This is a genomic window from Flavobacterium cauense R2A-7, assembly GCF_000498475.1.
GTDB classification, from domain to species: Bacteria; Bacteroidota; Bacteroidia; order Flavobacteriales; family Flavobacteriaceae; genus Flavobacterium; species Flavobacterium cauense.
Genome location: NZ_AVBI01000001.1, coordinates 485769 through 510560, shown reverse-complemented (window position 1 = coordinate 510560; position 24792 = coordinate 485769). Strand labels below are relative to the sequence as shown.

Here is a 24792-nt window from a genome sequence, read left to right as displayed (position 1 = left end):
CATTTTTTATGAGCAATAGTCCTCAAAGTAACCCGAACGATCAGGAAATTGATTTAACTCAACTTTCAAAGAAAATAGGGGGTATAATTCAATCATTTGTCGACTGGTTATTTGACGGCATTTTATTCATCCGTAATAATATTGTAGTTATAGGAGTATTGTTTATTATAGGAGCCGGATTGGGTTTTTATTTAGACATTAAAACTAAAGTATACGACCACGAGGTTATTGTAACGCCAAATTTTGGAAGTACGGATTATCTGTATTCCAAAATTTTCCTGATTGATTCCAAAATTAAGGAAGGGGACAGTATTTTTCTAAAGAAAATAGGAATTAAAAATCCAACTAAGTTTACAAGAATTGAAATAGAACCGATTATCGATGTTTATGGATTTATCAATAACAGTGAACAAAATTTCGAGCTGTTAAAGTTGATGGCTGAAGATGGTGATTTGAAGAAAATTGTGAAGGAAAACATGACGAGTAAAAATTACAAATACCATCTGATTTCATACACAACGAGAGGAAAAAGTGAAGAAGAATCCACGCTAAATCCGGTATTAAATTTCTTGAATGATAGTGATTTCTATAAAAAAATTCAAAAAGAGTACCTGAATAATATTGCTGTAAAAATCAAAGAAAATGACAGTATCATTGCTCAGATTAACGGGGTAATGGATCAGTTTTCAAAAACGGTTAACAGCAATCAGAAAAGTGACAAACTAGTTTATTACAATGATAATACTCAGCTGAATGAGGTATTGAAAACCAAAGAAGGATTAATTAATGAAAAGGGTGCAAAGCGTATAGAATTAGTTACATCAGATAAGATTATTAAGGAAATAAGTACCACGCTAAATGTAGAAAACACCAAATTCAGCTACGGGAAAAAGAAATTTATTTTACCGATATTGTTAATAGTATTGTTTGTTTTATTTACCAAGTTAATACGGTTTTACAAAGAACAATTGGCCAAAAGAAATTTAGCTTAATGAAAAATATTTTAGTAACCGGCGGGGCCGGATTTATAGGTGCAAATTTTGTCCCGTATTTTATAGAAAACAATCCGGACTATCATTTGGTCAATCTGGACATTCTTACCTATGCCGGTGATTTGGAAAACGTGAAAGAGGTCGAAAACCATTCGCGCTATACTTTTGTAAAAGGCGACATTTGCGACAGAGTTTTTGTGGAAGAGCTGTTCAGCAAATATGATTTTCAGGATGTGATTCATTTCGCTGCCGAAAGCCATGTGGATAATTCCATTTCCGGACCGGAAGCATTTATTAAAACCAATGTTTTAGGAACATTCAATCTTTTGGATGTCGCGAGAAAGCATTGGATGAGTGCGCCTAATCAATACAAAACTGGTTATGAAAACAGTCGTTTTCATCATATTTCCACTGATGAGGTCTACGGAACTTTAGGCGAAACCGGTTTGTTTACGGAAGAAACACCTTATGCGCCTAACAGTCCGTATTCGGCTTCCAAAGCATCGTCTGATATGGTAGTGAGAAGCTATTTTCACACCTTCGGAATGAATGTGGTAACCACCAACTGTTCCAACAATTACGGACCGAAGCAACACAACGAAAAACTGATTCCAACCATTATCCGTAAGGCATTAACCGGAGAAAATATTCCGATTTACGGCGATGGAAAAAATGTGCGCGATTGGTTGTATGTTTTGGACCACTGCAAAGGAATCGAGCTGGTTTTCCAAAAAGGGAAAGCAGGTGAAACCTATAATATTGGGGGCCGAAACGAGCGCAACAATTTGTATATCGCCAACACGATTTGCGAATTGTTAAACGAAATGAAACCCAAAGCAACCGGAAAATATCAGGATCAAATCACCTTTGTGAAAGACCGTCCGGGGCACGATTTGCGGTATGCCATCGATGCTACAAAAATCGAAACGGAATTGGGCTGGAAAGCAGATGAAAACTTTGAAACCGGAATCCGTAAAACGATTGCCTGGTACTTGGAGAAATACATTTACGCCTTGTAATTTATGAAAGGAATTATATTAGCAGGAGGCTCTGGAACCCGTTTGCATCCGTTAACGTTAGCGGTAAGCAAGCAACTGATGCCGATTTATGATAAACCCATGATTTACTATCCGCTATCCACCTTGATGTGGGCAGGAATCCGGGAAATTTTAATCATTTCGACACCGCACGATTTGCCACTGTTCCGACAATTGTTGGGGGACGGAAGTCGATTGGGCTGTCGCTTTGAATATGCCGTACAGGAACATCCCAACGGATTGGCGGAAGCGTTCATCATCGGCAAAGAATTTGTAGGCAACGATAAAGTAGCTTTGATTTTGGGAGATAATATTTTTTATGGAACCGGTTTGGCCGAATTGCTTCAAGCCAATAACAATCCGGATGGCGGAATCATTTATGCCTATCATGTGCACGATCCGGAACGTTATGGTGTAGTCGATTTTGATGCCAATGGCAAAGTACTTTCTATTGAAGAAAAACCTTTACAGCCGAAATCAAATTATGCCGTTCCCGGAATTTATTTCTACGACAATGACGTGTTGGAGATTGCCGCAAACATCAAACCAAGTCATCGTGGGGAGCTCGAAATTACAGATGTAAACAAAGAATACCTGCATCGCGGTAAATTGCAGGTAAGCATTTTAGACCGGGGAACCGCCTGGTTGGATACCGGAACGTTCCAATCGCTTATGCAGGCCGGACAGTTTGTTGAGGTTATCGAAGAACGTCAGGGATTAAAAATCGGTGCGATTGAAGAAGCCGCTTACAAAATGGGCTTTATCGATGCCGATCAGTTGAGAGTATTGGCCGAACCACTTTTAAAAAGCGGATACGGTAAACATTTAATGAGCTTAATTTAAATTAATATTTAGTAACGTTGCAACTCAGTTACTTAAAAAAATGAATTTCAGACCTACTAAATTATCGGGGTGTTTTATCCTGGAACCCAAAATAATAAACGATTCCCGTGGTTATTTCATGGAGAGTTTTAACGAACAAACGTTTCAGAACGGAACCGGACAAAAAGTACATTTCGTGCAGGACAACCAATCGTTTTCTACCAAAGGTGTTTTGCGCGGATTGCATTATCAAACCGGTGACCATGCTCAGGCGAAATTGGTTCGTGTGCTTCAGGGTGAAGTTCTGGATGTGGCTGTTGATATTCGTCCGGAATCTGAAACCTACGGTCAGTACGTAGCAGAAAAATTATCAGCGGAAAACCAAAAACAGATGTTTGTTCCAAGAGGTTTTGCACACGGGTTTGTCGTATTGAGCGAAACGGCAACGTTCTTTTACAAATGCGATAATTTCTACAATAAAGAATCGGAAGGGGGTATCATTTACAACGATCCTGTATTGCATATCAATTGGCAATTAAATCAGGAAGAATTGTTGGTTTCCGAAAAAGATTCGGTTTTGCCCACCTTGGAATTCGCTAAAAAAGTATGGTAGTTTTAGTCACAGGCGCTAACGGTCAGTTGGGACAAGCGTTACAATTCCTTTCCGGAAAACATCCTGATGTGGATTTTGTCTTTTGCGGTTCAACAGAATTGGATATAACTGATATTGCACACTGTAAAGCAATTTTCGATAAATTCCAACCCGATTTTTGTATCAATGCCGCGGCCTATACGGCTGTAGATAAAGCAGAAAGCGAACCCGAAAAAGCGCATGCGATTAATGCAACCGGAGCTGAAAATCTTGCCCGGGTTTGTAAAATGCACCACACGATTTTATTACATGTTTCCACCGATTTTGTTTTCGATGGTGAAAAAACAACCCCTTACACCGAAGAAGATACTCCAAATCCAACAGGCATTTACGGGCAAACCAAATGGGAGGGTGAAAAAGCCATAGCGGCAGTTTGGGAAAAACATTTCATCATCCGAACCTCTTGGGTGTATTCGCAGTTTGGGAATAATTTTATGAAAACGATGTTGCGTTTGGCTTCCGAAAGAGACGTGTTGTCGGTAGTGAGCGATCAAATCGGGACACCAACCCACGCGGTTGATTTAGCCGAGACACTAATGGCTATCATTGCTTTTTGTCATGTTGAGCCTGTCGAAGCTTCTTGTTTCGGAATCTACCATTTCAGTAACGAAGGACAGTGCAGTTGGTACGATTTTGCACAAAAAATATTTGAGGTAAACAACGTTTCAATTGCTGTAAACCCAATACCCACAACAAGTTATCCCACACCGGCCAAAAGACCAAAATACAGTGTTTTGGACAAAAGCAAGATTAAAGAAGTGTTCGGACTGAACATTCAAAAATGGGAAGAGGCGTTGCAGCCGTTCCCGTCCGTGACCTAATTTACAACACTTATTTTTTGACAATTTTCCGAACGGTTGTTTTTCCTTCATCGGTTTGCAATCGCAGCAAATACATTCCGGAAGGGAAATGCGTCATGTTTATTTCGTCGGACTCCATTTTACCGCTTTGGATCATTTTACCGTCGATTCCGAAAATTTTATAGTACGCTTGGCTTGACGGAAGCGCAACGTGAAGCACATCGGTTACCGGATTCGGATAGACCACAAAATCCGGAATCGCATCATCCGGAATTGATAACGTTACCGCCACTCCTTCCACACTTATATTGTTAAAAGTCACCCGTTCCCCAGTATCGGCTGTCATGTTCGGACCGGTAAACCGCAACCGCACTTTAAAATCCGGATTGTCATTGGCAGCAGTAACAGATGAAAAATCGGTTTCAATACGTTTGTAGCTATTGTTTATGGAAAAGGAATTTGGAGTCAATCCGGTTGTTGTCCAGTTGGGACTTCCGGCATTTGTGGCATAATCGATGGTGATACCGGTGGCCGCTCCTTCATCCAAAACGGCAAATGCAAACTTGATGTTTTTATGTCCACTGGTAGAAAACTGAAAGATCAGGGTGTTTTCCAACCCGCTATTCTGGAAAGGCTGTTTGATTTGAATTCCACGCATGTTAGAATTCAGGTAGTCAATGTTTCCGTTGGCTTCGGGAAGATAGTTTAATGGGGTAGGGCTGTTGCGTCGTTCCATAGAGGCTTTTCGCCAGTTCGGATTGGAACTGTCAAATGGATAACCGATTAGACAGGACTGGTATTGTAAGGTTCCTTCTGAAGCCAGTTCGAAAGTAGAAGCAATGCTTGTTAGAGGAACATTATTGGCAATGGCGCTGTCCATCATCCAAAAATACATGACTTCCGGGGTTTCATTATTTCCGGAAGGAGTGAAATGCGCGGTAACCGAAAAATCATTGTTGGGCGTAATGGTAATTTCTGCATTGGTACTGTTGGAGGCACCGCTCCAATGACTGAACTGATAACCCGGAAGTGCCACTGCTTTTAATGTTACTGGAATATTGTGAAAATAAATTCCGGTCCAAGGATATGGATTTCCAGAGAGGCCCGGTGTACCGTCTTTAATGGCGATAGTATTCATTTTGATGTATCCCTGTGCGATATCAGATACATTTAGCGTAGCATTGATATTACTGCTGATACCGAATTTTTGTCGGATGTGCTGTCTTTGATAACTTGGTCGCTGATTCGCAAAGGCCTTTTCTTGGTTTAAATGGTATTGCCAGTCGCCATCGTCTACGGGACCTTTCCAACGGAAATACTGATCGTTCATTTCCGGCGCGATGACTGCCGCCATGGCATCAATTTGTGCTACTATTCGGCTGGAAAGGAAATTGGTATTCATCAAATCGGCAAATCGGTTAATGAAGGCAATTTTGAAAGTGTCATTCGCCAAAAGTTTGCGAAGAATGAGTGTCGACCAAAGATGGTGCACGCTGTCATCCGTGGTGGTGGCATCGGCTAAGGTGTTGAATTCGGGATGGCCAAAAGTACTGGTTACGTCATGAAATGCCCAACGCCAGCGTCCGTCATGACCATAAGGAGCATTGGGTTGATAGCCTGCGGTTCTTTTGCGCCAGTATACCACATTGTTGGTTACCCAATCATCGTTATTAAAAAAGATGTTGCTGATGTAATAGTCCATGAAATTATCCGTATCCATTCGGGTTTGAATGTAAGTGTAATTGGCAGGCAGGGATAAATCGTTGTTTTGAATATAGTTGAAATACGAAGTGTAATCAATATTATCACCTTCTTTAACGGTTCCTTGGTTTTCCAATAAGTCAACCCCATCGGAAGGAAAATTGTACACCAAACTGAAATAATTGTTGTCGTAGCGTTCACGTAGGGCTAAAATTCCCCAATATTCCCCGTTAATAAAAGTGATGACCTGTTTATGCGCTTCGGTTTCCATGCGTAAATCTTTCACGAGTTCGTTGCACAAAGCATCTCTAAACATGGTATTGTAAAAATCGCCACCCGCATTTTTTACGACCATGCGTTCATAAGCGGTATAGGGTTCATCGGAAAAAAAAGGATATTCCAATTTGTCTTTTCCATAGGAAGATCGAGCGTAAACACGCATCGATTTGCTGGGGTACAGTCTGGAATAATCGCCGTGAATTCGCAAACCGACTTTTTGATTAATCACTTCCTGACCGTTAACAAAATAATTAAAGTTAGCCGGTCGTTCATACAAATCTCCGGATCGGTTGAAATTACCGAGGTTTTCATTGGTTTCCTCGGTCGGATTGGCAATGCGCCAGTTATCAAAATCAATGCCCGCTACCGAAATGCCATCGGTATAATCGTAAAAATCATTTTCATCAAAACTTAATGAAACGACCGGAAGGGTAAAACGATTGGTTCCTTGTGGCGAAACAAAATAGTTTCGGGTAACGGTCTTACTGGCCAAAGCTCCCGATTTGATGGTTTTTGCTTTAACTACCGTGCTTTTAAAGATCGGACCGTTAGGAAAATATTCCGGTGCATAATCAAAGGTGGTGGAAATGTTGGCAAGTTTGTTGGGCAGTGAAGACCGGTCGCTAATGGGAATCGGTGCAGAATATTGCAATGTTTGGAAGTTGTATTGAAAGAATGGACCAAATGGTTGGCCGGGCTCTTCGGGATAACTTTTTTTATAGGAATAAGTGGTTCCGGACAAGTTGTTTTCATCAGGTTCCGAACCGTCTAAAGTGTACAAAATGGTAGTTCCCACATCAGGAGAGGAAATGGAAAGATTAAAACCGGTTGTGGTGAATGCCGAGTTGTGTGAAAACAAAGGCGGACTCAATGCTTGCGAATATCCTGTAGTGGTGTTGGCAGCATTTGGTGTTGGCGAACCAAAAAAAACGAACGAACCGGTACCGTTGGGTAACCGTCCATAAGAGAGGTCGCTTTGTAAACTTACCGGCGAAACAGTATCGACATTGATTCCTGAGGCATTCGTTAATACCAACGTTTCTCCTCCGGCACCGATTTTGAAGTTGGTGTGTAGCGGACTTCCCACGACCGTGCGGTTTTTATCCGAAGCCCAGACCAAAAGGTATTGCCCGGGGTTTAGTGTTACATTAGGAAACGTCCACTTAAACAATAACAAAGGATCATCTGTCAGTCCGTATCCCAACAGATTTACAGGAACGGCGCTATTGTTATACAATTCCATCCAATCCTCATGACTTCCGTCTTCATCGGTTATGGATGAAGTGTTTGAGGTTAGGATTTCGTTAATAACGATATTTTGCGCAAATAGCGGATTCATACTTAGAACAACCAAAACGGTTAGTGTCCAAAATGTATTTTTTTTCATGAGTAATACGTTTTATCAAGGTAACTGACAACCTTATTATCACCCTAATGGAAACAGTAAATCCGATAATGCAAAGCTTTACAAATGCAGTTTTAAGAGGTAATAAACAGGTATTTTCAAGCACTTCGTTTTGAAATGCAAATCATCCGAATTATCGTTTCAGTATTTTTTTGGTTTCGGTTTTTCCTTCTCCATCTAATTGTAACAGGTAAATACCTGCCGTTAATTGCGAAAGATTAATTTCATCATCCGTAAGTGTTCCCTTTAAAACCACTTTACCGTCTATTCCGTAAATTTTGTAATTGAACAAGGTGTTTTTTAAAGGATGGGCGATATGAACGACATCCGTAACCGGATTCGGATAAACGATAAAACCGGAAAGGGTGTTTTCCTCTGTGGAAAGGGTTTGCTGCGTACCTTCCAAACTAATATTATTGAAAGTAACCCTTGCTCCGGTATCGGCCGTCATGTTCGGTCCGGTAAAACGAAGCCGTATTTTAAAATTCGGATTGTTATTTACCGTGGCGATGGATTTCAAATCGGCTTCAATGCGTTGATAGGTGGTAGTAATCGGAAAAGAACTCGCAGTCATTCCGGCCGTTGTCCAAACCGGTGCGCCGGCGTTTGTGGCATATTCCAGTGTAACTCCGGTAGCAGCTCCTTCATCTAAAACGGCAAATGCGAATTTGATGTCCTTGTAGTTTTGTGTCGATAGATTAAAAATCAGGGTGTTTTGCAATCCTCCGCTTTGGAAGGGCTGTTTGATTTGTAACCCTTTCATTCCGGAAAGTTCATAAGTGATATTACCGTTGGCCGAAGGCATATAATTTAACGGAGTAGGGCTGTTGCGTCTTTCCATGGCGGCATGATGATAACTTGGACTTGCACTGGTAAACGGATACCCCACCAGACAGGATTGGTATTGAATCACCCCTTCGGTAGCGACTTCGTAACTGGAATTAAGCGTTTCCAATGGCACATCGTTTGGAATGGCATCGTTCATCATCCAAAAAAACATCGGAACCGGAGTACTTGGATTGCCCGAAGGAATGAAATGAGCGGTAAGCGAAAAATTAGAAGTCGGAGTGATTGTAATTTCCGCCGAAGTACTGCTCGAAGCGCCACTCCAATAACTGAAGGCATATCCTGGTAGCGGTATCGCTTTTATTTTTACCGGAATATTGTGGAAATAAACGCCGGTCCAAGGATAAGGGTTGGCGGCTACCCCCGGTGTGGAAGGTAAAATATCGATAGTATTGATTTTAACATACCCATGTGCTGCATCCGAGACATCTAAAGTCGCATTGATATTACTGTTGATGCCAAATTTTTGTCGGATGTGTTGTCGTTGATAATTAGGACGTTGGTTGGCAAAATCGTGTACTAAATTGATACTTTCTTCCCACCAGCCGTAATCGGTGGCTTTCCATCGGTCCAGGTGCTCCTGCATTTCCGGTTGAATTTTATTTTTCATGGCGGTGGAAACGGCAATAAAGCGACTTGGGAGATAATAAGTATTCATTAAATCGGCAAAGCGGTTGATGAAATCATTTTTAAATGTTGGATTGGCCAACAGACTTCTTAAGATTAACGTCGATTCCGGCGGATTGGGGTAAGATGGTCCGTTGGGATCGGTTGCAACGGCTAAATTATTGTGGTTGTTTACGCCAACGGCCAGTCCGAAACAGTCGTCGTTGTCTTTCATGGCTGCACGCCAGCGTCCGTCGAGTCCGTACAATGCGTTCGGATTGTAAGAAGCGGTTCGTTTTCTCCAGAAAAGTGTATTCCATCCGGGCCAGTCGGTATTGTCATAATAGATGTTGGCAATGTAGTAATCCCGCATATTGTCGACATCCATTTGTGTTTTTATATAGTCGAAATTTGCAGCTATGGCCAAACTGTTGTTAGTTAAAAACGCCGCCATATTATCGTAATGAACCCGGTCGCCTTCGGTCGCTCTTAAATCGTCTTCCAACAAATCCAATTCGGTTTCTCCGATACCGCATACATTTTTAAAATAGTATTTATCAAAACGTTCTCTTAGATTCAGAATTCCCCAATATTCCCCATTAACAAAGGTGATTGTGGGCTGATAAGCTTGGGTTTCCATGCCGGTTCCTTTCATTAATTCATCGGCCAGTGCATCCCGGTATTTGGTATCGAAGAAATCACCACCGGCGTTTCGAAGAATCAGACGATTGAAAACGGAAAGGCTTTCCCCATTAAAAAAAGGATAATTAAAACTTTCGTTTCCGTAATCCGACCGGGCAACCAATCGGAAGGATTTGCTTTGCCATGCGCGCGTTGATCCGCCGTTGATCCGAATTCCAATGTCCTGATTGACTACTTCAGCACCATTCACAAAGTAACTGAAGTTGCCATTGCGTTCCGAAGTGTCTCCAGAAAGCCGAAAATTTGCATCAAAGTTGTATTCGTCTGCGTCTACCGTTGGATTAGCGGCACGCCAACCATCGAATAAAGCGCCGGCAACAAAGATTCCGTTGTTGTAATCGAAAAGTTTGTTTTCACTCAAACTTAATGAAGCTACCGGTAACGAAAATTCACCGCTTCCCGAAGGGGTAATGAAAAAAGTTTTTGTTACCGTTTTACTGGGAATTGCTCCGGATTTAATGGTTTTAGCCCGCACTACTGTTCCTTTAAAAATTGGATTGGCAGGAATATAGAAAGGGACATTGTGATGCGTAGATGATATTGCTGCCAGTTTGTTGGGAAGCGACGATCGGTTTGTTAAGGATATTGGTGCGCTGTAAGTAAACGACCGGAAACTGTTTTGCAGCATTGGTCCGCCCGATTGTCCGGCCAATTCGGCATAACTGTTTTTATAGGAGTAGGTTGTTCCGCTCAGATTGTTGGGATCTGGATCGGAGCCGTCTAAGGTGTATATGATGGAGGTGCCCGCAGTCGGATTGGACAGGCTCAAGTTAAATCCGGAAGTATAAAACCCGGAAGCCTGAGAAAATACGGGTGGAGTTAAAGCGTCGGTATAAGCTGTTGAGGTGTTAGGTTGTCCTGGCGTGGGAACGTTGAAATAAAAATAACTACCGGTTCCGTTAGGGACTTTACCGTAAGAAATATTAGCCTGTAAAGCGACAGCAGGGAAAGTGGCTAAAGTACCTGAGGACTGATTGGTAAGGTACAGCGTTTCTCCTGCAGCCCCGATTTTAAAATTGGTGTGCAGCGGACTTCCGACGACGGTTTTGTTTTTGTCGGAACACCAAACCAATAAATACTGTCCCGCATTTAACGTCACTGCAGGGAAACTCCATTTGTGGGGTAAGGTGACATCATCCGAGAGTCCGAAACCGTTTAAGTTTACGGCCGAAGCCCCATAATTGTAAATTTCAACCCAGTCTTCATAACTGCCGTCTTCGTCCTGATTGACCGTAGTGTTGGATGAAAGGATTTCGTTTATGGTAATGCTTTGTGAATAAGTAGGATTTGCAATAAACAACAAGGTGGGGGCGAGCAGCGTAAATATCGATTTCATAACACAACCTATTGATAATTAAACATATAAATTTATTTATTATCTGTTGGAGTTGTTCTTTTTTTCGGTCAAATGGGGATATAGACGATGAAAGACAGTCGTAAGGTTAAATTGTATTCTTAAAGGGTAATTTTTAAGGAATCGTATTTTGAGTCAGAACTGTTTGTTCCGAAGGATAGGTGTTTTCTTTTAACTTAAAGAAGGAGAACAAGATTAAGCAAAAGAAAAACAAGCCGTAATGTCTGTAAAAGAAGTCTTCGGAAAGGTTTAAAATTAAAACATTACCAATTGTAACCGTCAGTAAAAATATATTGATACGACGCACTGCTTTCAGTAATTTAAACAAAAACAATGCAAGGAATAATGCACCAAGTATCCCGCTGGAAATAAAGATATAAAAATAGTAGTTGTGTGTTAAATAGGTATTTTCGAGATAGAAATTGCTGTCGTAATTTTTAGAAAAGCAGTTTTCAAGAGCCGGACCCAAGTTTGAAAATCCAACGCCCCACAGGTAATTTTTTTCGGCCAATTCCAAAGAGCACTCTACAATGGCAATACGGATATTGGTGGAATCATAGGCCAGTCCTGTTGGAGGCTTGTTGAAACTGTCTACCATTTCGGTAAATCGGTTTTTTACTCCCGGTACAAAAGTTATTAGCAATACTACCGTGGTTAGGAAACTTATAAACAGGAATCCTTTTTGTTTCAAATTTAATGAAGATCGAAACAACAACATGCCGCCTATCAAAATAAAAAGCAGTAACATGTTAATTTTTACAAGCAATAGAAAGGTGATGACTGCAAAAATCAAGACATAAATAATGTCCCAATACTTCTTTTTTTTCAGAATGTTTTCCAAGGAAAAAGCTGTACACAGAAATACAAAAGCGGTATAATAAGTAGGATGAATTTTAAAAAAAGGGACTTCATTATACACAAAATCCCTGAATTTAGGAATGTTGTATTTGAAGATAAAAAAATCATTAAAATTGTAATAATACAAAAACATCAGAATGTAACTTATCGCTATTACGGCACATATATTTTTTAAAATGGTTAAGTAAAGCAAAAGTTTTTGTTCGGTGAAAAACTTTTTGGGAATGTAGCCGAAAACTATCGGGAATAACAAGAAAAACAACCCGTTTTTTACCGGTGAGAAGTTGTTTTCGTAACCCAAATCGAACAAGCTGCGTATCAGTATGATCCAAAAAGGGATTGTAAAATACAACAGCTCTTTATTTTTTAAGGCATATTCTTTAGTGGCAACGGTATACAATAAAGTGGTGACAGCTACCAATATAAAAATAAAGGTGGAGAGGCTTTCTTTAAAAAAAGGGAAGGTGAACAAAAGCGGGATTAGTATCAAAAACGCTTTTTCCAGATTATTTTTCAGTGATAGTCGCATTGATTTTAGCCGTAATTTTGTTTAAAATAATGTCTTCCGAGAAAGCATCCAAGATAAAATTTCTTGCATTTATCCCGGTTTGTTTTGTGGTGTCAGGATTATTTTTTAAACGAATAATTTCTGCGTAGACCGTTTCAATGCTATTGTCGCTGAAAAATTTCCCGCCATTTGATTTTTCCAGAATGGTGGCGACTTCGGATTCTTTGTTTCCTGTGACAATTGATGGTCTTGCGCTGGCCATCATTCCCAAGAGTTTGGAAGGCATAATGGTGTCTACCACATCCGTTTTCTGAAATAGGAAATGCATGTTGGCAGAACACAGTAAATCGGACAATTCGCTGTAATCCACCAAAGGGAAAAATTTTACGAAAGAATGTTTTTCCATTCGTGATTTCAGCGTTTCCAAATAACCGCCGTCACCTACAATTACTATTTCGATTTCGGAATCGGTTACAGCAGCACAAAGCTTTTCAAAGAAATCCCAATCTTGTTTTTCTCCTACATTACCGGAATACAACAGGGTGAATTTTTTCGGATTGATGTAACGGTGTTGTAAATAATTTTGCGGAGTAATATTCTCGGCAGAAACCCAGTTTGGAAAATATGCGACGTTTTTTACAGCCGATTTTTCATTGATTTTCGCCAGCATTTTATAACTGATGCTGCTAACAACATCGGCGCGGTTTAACAGAAAGGACTCTGTCCAAAAAATGATTTTTTTTAGCGGTCGTGTGAAAAGATTGTTTTTCAGAATCCCGGTTTCCAGTGCCAAATCAAATTCAAAATCCTGAATATGAACCCATAATTTTGATTTTGTTTTTCTGGCAAGCAAAGCTGCGGGGAAAATTGAAAGCGTAAAAGGAACAATACAGAATACAATATCCGAAGATTTGATTTTCCGGTAATTGATCAGGGTTCCGTATAGCAGACTGAGCATTAGACGGATTCGTCCTGAAAAATTTACTTTTTTGGGAACATATTGTTTGTATCGCAGTATGGTACATCCGTCGATTTTTTCAGTATGGAAATCGGGGAGTTGGATGTAATCGTTTTTTATTTTCCACTGCGGATAATAGGGAAACCCTGTTACGACAGTTACCTCAAACCCTTTTTTTACAAGATGTTTTGCAAATTGTGTGGTATAAAGGCCAATGGCTGTATCTTCGGGATAATAATTGGCAGTAAAAACCGTTATGGTAGAATTCTTCATGGAAGAAAGTAATATGATTCGCAAATGTATAGTTTTTTATAGGTTTTGTGAATGTAAAAAGTTAAAAAAAATATTTTTGCGTATTGTTTTTTATAATACATTTGCGTGTAAAATTTTAAAAAAATGAAAAAAATAGTTTTATTGTTTTTAGCAACAGTAGTTTTGGCTTCATGCGGACGTGATAAGGAAGCAAACAAAGACGAAGCTAAAAAAGAAGTTGCTGTTGAAAAAGACCAATATTCTGTAGTTCTTGAAGCAATTTACGAAAAAGATGACGTATTAAAAGTTGTTTACAAACTTGACGGCTATTGGAAAGAAGATGGTCCAATTGAATTCAAAGTAAAAGGTAATCCTTTGGCTCAAAAATTGGATATTAAAATCCCTGCAGGCGTGTCTTTGCAAAACGTAAAGATTACATTAAGTACTAACAAAGAACAAAAAACAGTAAAAATCAATACTCTTAACATTGTTAACAAAGGAGTTTTCTGTTTTGAGAACGGTACATTATATGGTGGTTATTTCGATGCTAACGAAGGATTGTCTTGGGATGAAAAAGCAGTTGCATTTGTATTAACCATGATAAAACTTATCCTCCAGGATTAGGGGGTAATGCAAAACTTGAAGAGTTGTTGCCATTAAACTAAAGAATTGACGGTTCCAAGAATAGGAGCTTATTTATACAACCCGCGGTCTTCTCAAAGAAATCGCGGGTTTTTTATTTGTGGAGGTGTTTTTCTAAAGCGTATTGTAAAGCTGCTCCCACAAAACACCTTTCTTTTCCCAACTGTAATTTTGTAAGACAAAATCGGCCAATTGATTTCCGCGGGCGATTCTTTCAGTAGTATCCCAGTTCACAGCATTGTTCAATGCGCTTACTAATGCATCCAATTGGGGTTTTATAAGAATACCGCCACTGGTATTCCAGTTGGGATGTAATCCTGTATTATAAGTGGATATCACAGGTACTTTACAGGCTGCTGCTTCCAAATTTACCATTCCGATTACTTCGGAATACGAAGGGGCAACAAAAACTTTTGCATTTTTAAACACGTTAAATTTTTCGATTCCACTGACAAAATCCTTAAAAAAAACTTTGTGCTGCATGCCTTTTTCGATAATCCTGTTTTCCAGACTTTCTTTTAATTCCGAATGCGGACCAATCAGTAATAATTGTATTTTTTTGTTGTCGATTTTTTCATAGGCCTCGAGTAAAATATCCAAACCCTTTACCGAATGAAAACGCCCCAAATAGAGGATGTATTCTTCATTAGGATTGTAGGTTACTTCTTGGGGAATCGAGCTGTAATGAATGAGATTCGGAATTTCCACGATATTTTTATTTCCCCCCGACAATCTAAACAGCGATTCGCTCTCAATAGGAGTTATGGCGTGGAGGTAATTGGCATTTTTTAAAATATCTTTTAAAATGTATTTGCAGTACAGGGTTTTTTTTAGCCTTCCCTGTTGTAAAAGATACTTTTCCAACATTCCATGACTACTTAAAAGGTAGGGGATGTTTTTTTTAACCGCTGTTTTGGAGGAAATGTATTGTTGATACATCCAAACACCATGCAAATGTAAGATGGTATTGGAAGTGTCAAGTTGGTTTAAGTAGTTTTTAAAGGATTTGGAATACAACCAGGCACCGGGTTTAGAAACATCAAACAATTGAAACGCATCATGATCTTCCATAGCAAAAGTAATAATGGAAGAATCAAATCCGGTTGCTGAGTTCAGATAATCATTTAGATTGGTTATTACGGTGCGTAATCCACCACTCTCCTTATTTATCTTTTCGGTTATATGCAGTATTGATTTTGGCATTTGAGGTACTGTTAAAATTATTCCGATGCTGCGTTCTTCTCCGCTCGGAAAAAATCAAAATAAAAGAACCACACAAAGAAAAACAGTTCCGGTGGAAAATAATGTCCGTCCCGGAATAATTTCAATAAAAAATAAATAAAAATCCCCTGAGAAAGAATGAATCGCTTGTCATTGAAAACCGGTAGGGTTTTAATCAGAAATAAAATTACGGCGATAAAGCCTAATATTCCCAATTCGGACATCATTCTCGTAAAAAGGGAGTTGGCATCATTGGAGTTTATTTTTTCCAGATTTTGTTTGATTAGATACTCCGGCGGTCGCATTTCCTTACTGTAAACAGAGCGGTGCATGTAAACATGACTGCCGATACCGCTCCCAAACGGATGGTCTTTTATGTTTTCCTTGGCAACAAAGATGTTGCTTAGAAGTGCATAGGAACTCAAATTCGTATACTCATTAAATTTTCCGGTATTCACGGAATTTAGGGATTCATAGGTGTCGTTTACTCTAAGCTGAAAGAAAGGGTATTCGGTATATACATAATAAAATGTCGCAAGGATTACCGGAACGGAGGCGGCAAAATAGGCCAGTCGTTTTAGATTCAGGTTAGGGATGATGAACATTAAGGCACAACCAATGTAACCTAGGGAAGAGTTTGATAAAATAAGAGTTCCGAAAATAGTGGCAAAAGCGATATAGTTTTTTTGTTTCAAAAAGTAAAAACAAGCCGGTATTACCACAATGACATAGTGTGCCGGTTCTTTGAAAATACTCTGTAGTCTTCCGTCGTTAAGATTGATGTTTAAGAAGTAAAAAACATATCCGATTATGGCAGCATAGAGCGAGAGTTTAACATATACTGCGATGATGTCGTTTTTGTCATAGAGCGGAATAAAATTATAATAATAGATACTGATAATACTAATCCCGATAAGCTGCGCAATCATATAGTTGGGGGGCACTCCAATTAGTGTGTTGACAATAAGCCCATGAATAAATAAAGCTCCTATAAGAAATAAGAAAAAATTGTTCAGCCTTATTTTTTGGGTTTGTGCCAGTATAAAATAATTGACAATAATGATAAGATACAACAGCTTCCAGTCAATAATGAAATTAAAGAAAAAGGCCTCGGTGAAAATGGCAAACACCGAAGAATACAGAAGATATTTTTTGACTGAAAATTGCACAATAATATTTTATTTGTAAAACCAAATGGAAACGTTGTCAGGCGTTTGGTTGTAATAGTTTTTTCCTTTGAATGCAATAAAATTTTGTTTTACTGAATTTGAAACAATCACATCAATATTGGAATCGTCCTGAGGTATTTTAGCGGTTACATTGTTAACATTTATTGCCGTAATTTTCAATTTATCATAATAGAAATCAGACAAGAAAGGATACTCCCAATCTGAAATTATTAACCCTATTTTTTTTGGGTTTGAAGAATATATTTTATCCAAAATGATTGAATATTCGGGATAGAGATGTAATTGATGGGCAAAATATTTTTTGTACCTAGAGTCACTCAAACAAATGTCTTTTGTGTAAATCGGGTTTGTAATTATGGGTCTGACGTTGTTGTAAAGAAAATAAAAACAAAAACTGAAAAATAAAATGGGTAAACTGCCTATCGTAAAGAAACGGGCCAATTTCGATTTTTCAATCGTTAGGCTAATAAGGATAACAATTAACAAAAAAATAGGGATATGAAGTCTCGTGTGCCATGGCTGCCACTTTAAAATGGCTGAAAAAAGAATTATTTGCGAAAGAATTATCAGAATGAGTAAAAAGGAGGAAATGTTCTCTTTGAATTTTTTAAAACAAATTAACGATAGAGCACTTAAGGATACTAGAAATAAAATTAAATGGGAAAGATTGGGAATTAAATCTTCATTGGTAGTATTTTCTTTCGGACCATCGTATTTAATGTTATAATAGTTGGTGTCTGGATTGTCAATAGGGACATTCATTAACGTATGTAATTTTCGGATACCGGCATCCGCTTTTGTTTCTATAGGGTATCCCAAATGTAGCCCAACGTTTTTTAACAGATTCGACAACAACAGTTTTCCATCCATTTTTTGGTTTGAGAAGGCCAAAGCTTCATTTTTATCGATATTAAGAATATTGCCTTCTATTTTGTAATTTCTTGTAAAGTGACTTATGTTTATTGAGAGTATTACTAGAACTACAGCAAAGCCATTTAGAAGAAGTTTGAAATCTTTTGTTTTGATAATTTTGATAAGCAACAGCCATCCATAAACAGCAAGAATCGGTGCCAGGAAAAGGTATGCAGTTCCTTTTGTTAACATGGCCAAACCGATTGCCAAACCGAGATACAGGAAATTTGAGAAATTATTTGAATAATAGGTTTTAATGCAAAATACGATTGCTGTTAGTATAAAAAAAGAACACACAATATCATTTTTTGTGGTAGTAGCTTGCAACTCGACTGCAGGTATTGTAATTGCTATAAACAGGGCTAGAATTTTATAGAATCTAGAGATGGCTAACTGTGTTAATAAAAGCCAAATGGAAAAGAAAGTAAGAATTAAATATAGCAGTTGAACCGTATTTGAAAAATAATCATTTCCGTTTAGTAAATTAAGATTCAAGATAAAGTATTCAGCAAATGGAGGCTGGTACAAATGCCTTAAAATATGTGATGGGAAATGAGCAACCGATTCATTGCCAATCCAATACATTATTCTTGGCATGTGATAGGTTAGGGAGTCCCAGTTATTGGGCGGATAAATTATCCCTTGAAAAAGGAGCAATAAGACAAATATGGTTATGATTACTAAAAGCAGTTTTTCATAAACATATAAGGTTTGGTATTTTTTTACGAAATCGCTTTTCTTGCTACGTATTAGTGAAAAGAAGTTTTCCCTGTTTTTATACAGAAAATACAATAAAATGATTGAAAAGAACGACCAACTAATTATTAATGCCGTCAGATTTATTGCTTTAAACAGACTTAATATTTCGGTTAGCAAGACTATAAAACCTGAAAAAATCAACGCAGATTTTACGATTAACTCCCCCATTGTTTTTTTTGGCTGCAAATAAAACAAGGTTATTATTAACTGAAGAAAGCAAATAAAAATCAGCATAGTTTTAAATTCTAAGATTCTTTTTTAACCGATACATTAATTACGGACAAACCAATTTTTCTGAAAGTAACAAAATCCGCTAACTTGAAAATAGGTACAAATAGGTTGAAAAAACCCATTTGGCCTTCCGGAATGGTTTTCTTTTTCAAAATATTGCCCGAAAAATACCAACCGAATATCCCGATAAAATTAAAAGAGAATTCTTTTATAGTGGTAAGATTGTTTTTCTGAATGATTGACTTTAATCCTTTTTGCGTATACCTTCTGAAATGTTCCAACTCTACATCGAAGTTGTTAAATAGAAACTGGTACGCCGGAACCAAAATCAATAAGGTTCCGTTTTGTTTTAATAGTCTCTTGCAGTTGGCAATCGCCTGCACATCATCTTTGATATGTTCTACTACATTTAAGGCGAAAACGGTATCGAAAGTCGCTAACAAATCCTTGTATTCCTCTTCAAAATTCGGGTGAACCAAATCGACTTTAATTACATCATTGGAAAATTTCTGTTTTAAAATTTCACAGTAATTATCTCTTAAGTCACTCAACGTAATATCTTGGTTGTTTTTGATAAAAAACTGCGAAATATTGCCGATACCACTCCCGATTTCAAGTATTTTTCCAGTACAATGCGGCGCAATTGTGGTATACATCCAATTGTTAAAACGATCAGCTTTTTCAATTACCGTTAAAGTGGTTAGCCCTTCTACATCAATCTCTTTAATCATGTTATTTTATTTTTAAAAGACCATATTTCAGAATACAATAAATGGCTCTTACCCCATCTTTCCAACCAATTTTTTTTCCTTCTTCATAGGTACGACCGTAATAAGAAATCCCCACTTCATAGATTCGGATATTGGGAATTCTAGAAATTTTAGCGGTCACTTCCGGTTCGAAACCAAAACGGTTTTCTCTTAACGGGATGCCTTGTATAATACTGGTTTTGAAAAGCTTATAACAGGTTTCCATATCGGAAAGATTCAGATTGGTAAACATGTTGGAGAAGAACGTTAAGAACTTGTTCCCGATGGTATGCCAGAAAAAGGAAATACGATGCGGATTACCGCCCATGAATCGGGAACCGTATACTACATCGGCAAAACCGTTCAGTATGGGTTTTAAAAGTAAATTGTATTCTTGTGGATCGTATTCTAAATCGGCATCCTGAATAATCAGGTATTCTCCGGTTGCTTTTTGTATACCGGTATGCAATGCAGCTCCTTTTCCTTTGTTTACTTCGTGTTTGAAGTATTGAATGTTTAATTCCGGATTGTTGGCCATGTAGGCCAAAATAGCTTCTTCGGTATTGTCTTTCGAACAATCGTTAATGATGATTACTTCCTTATCTATTTCGCTTTCCAGTGTAACGGCTTTAAGTTTATCCAGAATAAAGTGAATCGTTCTCCCTTCATTATAGGCCGGGATAATTATTGAAAGTGTTTTAAAAGTCATAATTATGATTGATTATTTTCTGTAGAAAATCCCATCTACTTCAAGTTGTTTTCCGGTTTTTCTGTCATAGAAGCCGTTTTCAATGGCAACCAGCTGAAATCCTGAATTTGTTAATCGGGTTTTAATTTCTTCAAAAGTGAGCGTGCCTTTGTAAGAAGGGATAAAAGACATTTCAATCTGAATTCCTTTCACTTTTTTCAGACTTTCTTGAGCACCAAGCAAAACCATTTCTTCGTATCCCTGAGTATCAATTTTAAGATAAACGTTTTTATTTGTTAAATTCAACTCATCAAAAATGCTGTCCAGTTTTCGGATTTCGATTGTTTCTTTTTCAACAAAAGCGGCTTCGGGAGCGCTTTCGGTTAATTGCGGCAGGTTATCGAGCAAAGAACTACTCACAGAATTTTTGGCCACATTAATGGTGGTTTGCCCGTCTTTTTCCCCAATAGAAAAATTGAATGTTTTCCAGTTGGAATCCCCAGCGGCATTTTTCACCAGTTTTCCGTAGGCTTCTTTCATCGGTTCAAAAGAAAAGATGGTGCCTTTAAAGCCAAGATTGCGCATTTCACCACCATATTGACCAATATTGGCGCCAATGTCCAAGATGGCATCAATGTTATGGTGTTTTAATAAAGCGATGCGTCTTGAGAGCTCATCGGTTGGGTATTTTACGATTTCGATACCGGTAACGGCGTTGAACAATCGTTTTAATTTTAATAAAATACTTTTATTTTTATATATGAATTTATTCATCAATCTTTAATTTAGACACAATTTTATAGGCTTGGATCGGTTGTAGGATGCACCATACCAACAAACAAAGTCCAGAGGTCATAACCACACTCGATATTCCAAACCCTAATGTAATAAAATAATAGGAGAGTGGAATTTTTACTACGACACTAGCCGATAAAAGTAGTAAATAACTTTTTAGATTTCCAATTCCACTGAAAAAGTAACTGTAAAAAGTGCTGAAAATTCGTAAAGCGGTCATTATCGCTACCATAATTAGTAAAAAAAGCGGAACGGAAAAGTCTTCGGAGATCCAAAGTTTAAAAACGGGAGGTGCAATCAGAACACAAAGCAGTACCCCAGCCAGAATTAAAACAAAAAAATAATTGAATTTTCTGAAAGTGGATTTCAAAACAAGCTGATTTTTTTCCAGATAGTTTTTGGTAAAGATGGACCATAAAGGCGCCATACCAGCCATAAGAATCATTAGCGGGAATTGAAAATATTTGGAAACAATCTCATAAGGAACAATCTCTTTCGGACCAAAAAAATAGGCCAGTATATAATTGTCGGAAGAAAACAGGAACAGTGTGCCGACTTGTATCGCCATATATTTTATGCCTAACAGTAAAATGTCCTTGAGGTAGTTTTTATCCAGTTTTTCAGAAGTGAACAGGGTATATTTTTCGGTTTTGAAAAAATAGACCGTATAGGCGAAGTTTACCAGAAAACAAGCGATTCCGTTTAGAATACTGATGGTATAAAGTTTGGTTTCATCGGACTGATCGGTAAAAACAATTACCGGAAGGAGTAAGGCAATCAGAAAGACGATTTGGTTTACCGCAATGGATTGTTCGGCATATTTTCCCCTATGAACACTTACAAAAAGAGCTTTGTGGGTATTCATTATGAAGTTCAGACAGAAAAAAAAGATGTTCAGAAGAAAAATCCGAGTAACAAAACCACTTTCAAAAGGAATCTTCAGTAGGGATTTAACATCAAAAAGCCAGAAAAAAAGTACCGCCATAGAGAACAGCGCTAAGGCAATGTAACCGGATATTTTATAGGTCGATTTTATATAGGCATTTACTTTTCCAATGTTTCCCGAATATTCCAATTCCGGAATTTTCGTTTTTAAAACACTCGCCAATCCGAAGTCCATTAACAAAACTAGCTGGAATAAGGTAAAAATCAGTACCCAAACCCCGTAATTGGTGGTGCCCAGATACTGCATCAGTATGGGAATGGAAACAAACAATGATAAACCCGAAAAGCCTTTATAAAAGGCACTCATGAAGAGGTGGTTGTTTATCAGTTTTTTAATCCTGTACATTGTTTTGACGAAAACCTACTTGTTTAATAACCAATGGTACATTCTTGTAATACCTTCCTCAAGATCAACTTTATGGTTCCAGCCCAATGCGTTTAGTTTTGAACAATCGGTCAGTTTTTTCAAAGTACCGTCTGGTTTTTCACTGTTGAAAATGAAATCACCTTGATAGCCCACAATCTTTTTTATCAGATAGGCCAGTTCCTTTATCGAAATATCGCTTCCGGTTCCAATGTTGATATGGGTGTTGCGAATGTCCTTATTATTTACATAACAGTCTGAAAAATCGCGGTTTTCCATGATAAAAACACAGGCATCGGCCATGTCTTCTGACCATAAAAATTCTCTCATCGGTGCCCCGCTACCCCAAATTTCAACGGCCTCGGCGCTGATTTTAAATCTTTCCAAAATCGGTTGAGCCTCCTCGAAAGAACTTACCTTCAGATCCGCCACCACCTCCGAAATTTTGTTTTCCGACAATAATTTAGCCAAATGAATTTTTCGCATTAACGCCGGTAAAACATGTGATTTTTCCAAATCGAAATTATCGTTCGGACCATATAAATTTGTAGGCATGACCGACATGAAGTTGGTGCCGTACTGTAAATTATAACTTTCACACGTTTTGATGCCTGCAATTTTTGCAATAGCGTACGGTTCGTTGGTGTATTCCAGTTCACCCGTTAAAAGGTAATCTTCTTTCATGGGTTGCGGACTGTTTTTGGGATAAATACAGGTGCTTCCTAAAAACAACAGCTTTTTAACACCATGAACATAACTCTGATGGATTACATTATTCTGAATCATCAGGTTTTCATAAATAAAATCGGCTCTGTAGGTATTATTGGCAACAATACCACCCACTTTGGCGGCAGCTAAAAAAACATATTCCGGTTTTTCGGCTTCAAAAAAGGCCTCCACTTTAATGTTGTCTTTTAAATCCAACTCACCGTGTGTTCGGGTAATAATGTTGTGGTACCCTTTTTCGTTCAGGTTCTTAACAATGGCACTTCCAACCAGACCGCGATGTCCTGCCACGAAAATTTTGGCTGTTTTTTCCATTGTTAAATTTTAGTCGGTTTCATTACATATTCCAAATCGTGCTGTACCATGATTTTGACCAATTCCTGGAAAGAGGTTTTTCTTGGATTCCAACCTAATTGGGTTTTTGCTTTTGTAGGGTCACCTAGTAATGTTTCCACTTCTGCCGGGCGGTAGTATTTCGGATCCACTTCAATTAAAACGCGACCAGTTTTTTTACAGCTTCCTTTTTCATTTTCATTTTCTCCCTTCCATTCCAGCTCAATGCCTATTTCTTTAAAGGCTAATTCGCAAAAGGTCTTCACCGAATGTTGTTCTCCGGTAGCAATTACATAATCTTCCGGCACATCCTGTTGCAGCATCAGCCACATACATTCCACATAATCTTTGGCATAACCCCAGTCCCTTAGAGAATTAAGATTGCCTAGGTAGAGTTTCTCCTGAATGCCGTTTGCAATTCGGGCTACTGCCAATGTGATTTTACGAGTAACAAAAGTCTCTCCGCGGCGTTCGGATTCGTGGTTGAATAGAATTCCGTTAACCGCAAAGATATTGTATGCTTCACGATAGTTTTTGGTTATCCAATAGGCATAAATTTTTGCCACACCATAAGGGGAACGCGGATAAAAAGGAGTGTTTTCCGTTTGTGGAATTTCCTGAACTTTTCCGTATAACTCGGAGGTAGATGCTTGGTAAATTTTAGTGGTTTTTTCCAATCCGCAAATTCTAACAGCTTCCAGTAATCGTAAAGTACCTACCCCATCTGTTTCTGCGGTGTATTCCGGTAATTCAAAGGAAACCTTTACATGCGATTGCGCCGCAAGATTGTAGATTTCATCCGGTTTGATTTGCTGAACCAAACGGATGATATTGGTAGAATCTGTCATGTCACCATAGTGAAGCAGAATCTTCTGTTGGTTGTGTAAATCCCGTAATAGAGAATCGATGTAAAGGTGTTCAATACGCTCTGTATTGAACGTTGAACTTCTTCGGATTACACCGTGTACTTCATACCCTTTTTCCAATAATAGTTCCGCTAAATAGGAACCGTCTTGCCCATTAATTCCTGTAATTAATGCTTTTTTCATTTTAGAACCGTCTTAATTATTGCAAATATAAATTTTAGTATGGAACAAACACGGTTTTATTTGTTTATAAGTGAACTTTTTATTGCGGATTTCCGATTTCAATCTGGAAATGAAATCCGAAAGAAAACCGTTTTGTTTTTTCTGTATCGAACTTTAATTTTCTTTTTGGAATTATTTATTAAAACAGCTTGTGGCATAAATGAAAAACAGATGTAATAAATTAAGAATTTTCACTGTTTCGCTAACTGGGATTGGACTTTCGGGTTGTTATATCAACAGTAGCATTGTTTGTGTTACTATTAAGGTTAATCTGCTTTTGGTTTCGACTGTATTTTCCTTTTAAAAGAGTTGGTTTTTTTAGGAGACGAAGATGTTAAAAAATTAACAGTTTTAGTCAAAAAAAATTATAACTTGCG

Annotated in this window: 19 protein-coding genes; 6 read left to right on the top strand and 13 right to left on the bottom strand. The window is 38.2% G+C overall.

What is annotated here, in order from left to right:
• Nucleotides 1-8: 8 nt before the first annotated feature.
• Genes FCR2A7T_RS02335 through rfbD form a run of 5 tightly spaced genes read left to right on the top strand, consistent with a single transcriptional unit; the run spans nucleotide 9 to nucleotide 4324 of the window.
• Complete coding sequence (locus FCR2A7T_RS02335; RefSeq protein WP_035116893.1) at nucleotides 9-992, top strand: hypothetical protein; 984 nt, start codon at nucleotides 9-11, stop codon at nucleotides 990-992.
• A complete protein-coding gene (gene rfbB / locus FCR2A7T_RS02330; protein WP_023569661.1) occupies nucleotides 992-2011 on the top strand; it encodes a dTDP-glucose 4,6-dehydratase in 1020 nt (339 codons plus the stop codon). The genes FCR2A7T_RS02335 and rfbB overlap by 1 nt, the downstream gene beginning before the upstream one ends.
• 3 nt (nucleotides 2012-2014) lie before the next feature.
• Nucleotides 2015-2872 carry a glucose-1-phosphate thymidylyltransferase RfbA gene (rfbA, locus tag FCR2A7T_RS02325; protein ID WP_023569660.1) on the top strand — a complete coding sequence of 286 codons (858 nt, stop codon included), beginning with the start codon at nucleotides 2015-2017 and terminating at the stop codon, nucleotides 2870-2872.
• A 40-nt stretch (nucleotides 2873-2912) separates the two neighbouring features.
• A complete protein-coding gene (gene rfbC / locus FCR2A7T_RS02320; protein WP_023569659.1) occupies nucleotides 2913-3464 on the top strand; it encodes a dTDP-4-dehydrorhamnose 3,5-epimerase in 552 nt (183 codons plus the stop codon).
• Nucleotides 3458-4324, top strand: coding sequence for a dTDP-4-dehydrorhamnose reductase (gene rfbD, locus FCR2A7T_RS02315; protein WP_035116892.1), 867 nt, complete (start codon nucleotides 3458-3460; stop codon nucleotides 4322-4324). Before rfbC ends, rfbD begins: the two co-directional genes overlap by 7 nt.
• Nucleotides 4325-4334: 10 nt before the next feature.
• On the opposite strand, the gene FCR2A7T_RS14620 is transcribed toward rfbD, so the two are convergent.
• The 4 genes from FCR2A7T_RS14620 to FCR2A7T_RS02295 form a co-directional block, all read right to left on the bottom strand.
• Complete coding sequence (locus FCR2A7T_RS14620) at nucleotides 4335-7670, bottom strand: CotH kinase family protein (RefSeq protein ID WP_023569657.1); 3336 nt, start codon at nucleotides 7668-7670, stop codon at nucleotides 4335-4337.
• A gap of 151 nt (nucleotides 7671-7821) precedes the next feature.
• Complete coding sequence (locus FCR2A7T_RS14615; RefSeq protein WP_023569656.1) at nucleotides 7822-11178, bottom strand: CotH kinase family protein; 3357 nt, start codon at nucleotides 11176-11178, stop codon at nucleotides 7822-7824.
• Nucleotides 11179-11311: 133 nt separating this feature from the next.
• A complete protein-coding gene (locus FCR2A7T_RS02300; protein ID WP_035116890.1) occupies nucleotides 11312-12583 on the bottom strand; it encodes an O-antigen ligase family protein in 1272 nt (423 codons plus the stop codon).
• Nucleotides 12561-13817 carry a WcaI family glycosyltransferase gene (locus FCR2A7T_RS02295; protein ID WP_023569655.1) on the bottom strand — a complete coding sequence of 419 codons (1257 nt, stop codon included), beginning with the start codon at nucleotides 13815-13817 and terminating at the stop codon, nucleotides 12561-12563. Before FCR2A7T_RS02295 ends, FCR2A7T_RS02300 begins: the two co-directional genes overlap by 23 nt.
• Before the next feature lie 99 nt (nucleotides 13818-13916).
• Here FCR2A7T_RS02295 and FCR2A7T_RS02290 point away from each other — a divergent pair, with 99 nt between their 5' ends.
• Nucleotides 13917-14396, top strand: coding sequence for a hypothetical protein (locus FCR2A7T_RS02290; RefSeq protein WP_023569654.1), 480 nt, complete (start codon nucleotides 13917-13919; stop codon nucleotides 14394-14396).
• Nucleotides 14397-14528: 132 nt separating this feature from the next.
• Here the strand turns inward: FCR2A7T_RS02290 and FCR2A7T_RS02285 are convergent, their stop codons facing one another.
• The 9 genes from FCR2A7T_RS02285 to gmd form a co-directional block, all read right to left on the bottom strand.
• Nucleotides 14529-15617: a glycosyltransferase gene (locus FCR2A7T_RS02285; RefSeq protein WP_023569653.1), complete on the bottom strand. Its 1089-nt coding sequence runs from the start codon at nucleotides 15615-15617 to the stop codon at nucleotides 14529-14531.
• Between the two features lie 17 nt (nucleotides 15618-15634).
• Nucleotides 15635-16564 carry an O-antigen ligase family protein gene (locus FCR2A7T_RS02280; RefSeq protein ID WP_131473125.1) on the bottom strand — a complete coding sequence of 310 codons (930 nt, stop codon included), beginning with the start codon at nucleotides 16562-16564 and terminating at the stop codon, nucleotides 15635-15637.
• Nucleotides 16565-16813: 249 nt separating this feature from the next.
• Nucleotides 16814-18664: an ArnT family glycosyltransferase gene (locus tag FCR2A7T_RS02275; RefSeq protein WP_158634618.1), complete on the bottom strand. Its 1851-nt coding sequence runs from the start codon at nucleotides 18662-18664 to the stop codon at nucleotides 16814-16816.
• Between the two features lie 77 nt (nucleotides 18665-18741).
• Nucleotides 18742-19458, bottom strand: coding sequence for a class I SAM-dependent methyltransferase (locus tag FCR2A7T_RS02270; protein ID WP_023569650.1), 717 nt, complete (start codon nucleotides 19456-19458; stop codon nucleotides 18742-18744).
• 1 nt (nucleotide 19459) lies between these two features.
• Nucleotides 19460-20185 carry a glycosyltransferase family 2 protein gene (locus tag FCR2A7T_RS02265; protein ID WP_023569649.1) on the bottom strand — a complete coding sequence of 242 codons (726 nt, stop codon included), beginning with the start codon at nucleotides 20183-20185 and terminating at the stop codon, nucleotides 19460-19462.
• Between the two features lie 12 nt (nucleotides 20186-20197).
• Nucleotides 20198-20938 (bottom strand): FkbM family methyltransferase, encoded by a 741-nt coding sequence (locus tag FCR2A7T_RS02260; RefSeq protein ID WP_051369483.1) that lies wholly within the window; start codon nucleotides 20936-20938, stop codon nucleotides 20198-20200.
• Nucleotides 20931-22250 (bottom strand): lipopolysaccharide biosynthesis protein, encoded by a 1320-nt coding sequence (locus FCR2A7T_RS02255; RefSeq protein WP_023569648.1) that lies wholly within the window; start codon nucleotides 22248-22250, stop codon nucleotides 20931-20933. The genes FCR2A7T_RS02260 and FCR2A7T_RS02255 overlap by 8 nt, the downstream gene beginning before the upstream one ends.
• 15 nt (nucleotides 22251-22265) lie before the next feature.
• Nucleotides 22266-23309 carry a GDP-L-fucose synthase family protein gene (locus FCR2A7T_RS02250; RefSeq protein WP_023569647.1) on the bottom strand — a complete coding sequence of 348 codons (1044 nt, stop codon included), beginning with the start codon at nucleotides 23307-23309 and terminating at the stop codon, nucleotides 22266-22268.
• A gap of 2 nt (nucleotides 23310-23311) precedes the next feature.
• Entirely contained in the window at nucleotides 23312-24376 is a 1065-nt protein-coding gene (gene gmd, locus FCR2A7T_RS02245) for a GDP-mannose 4,6-dehydratase (RefSeq protein ID WP_023569646.1), read from the bottom strand.
• Nucleotides 24377-24792: the final 416 nt, after the last annotated feature.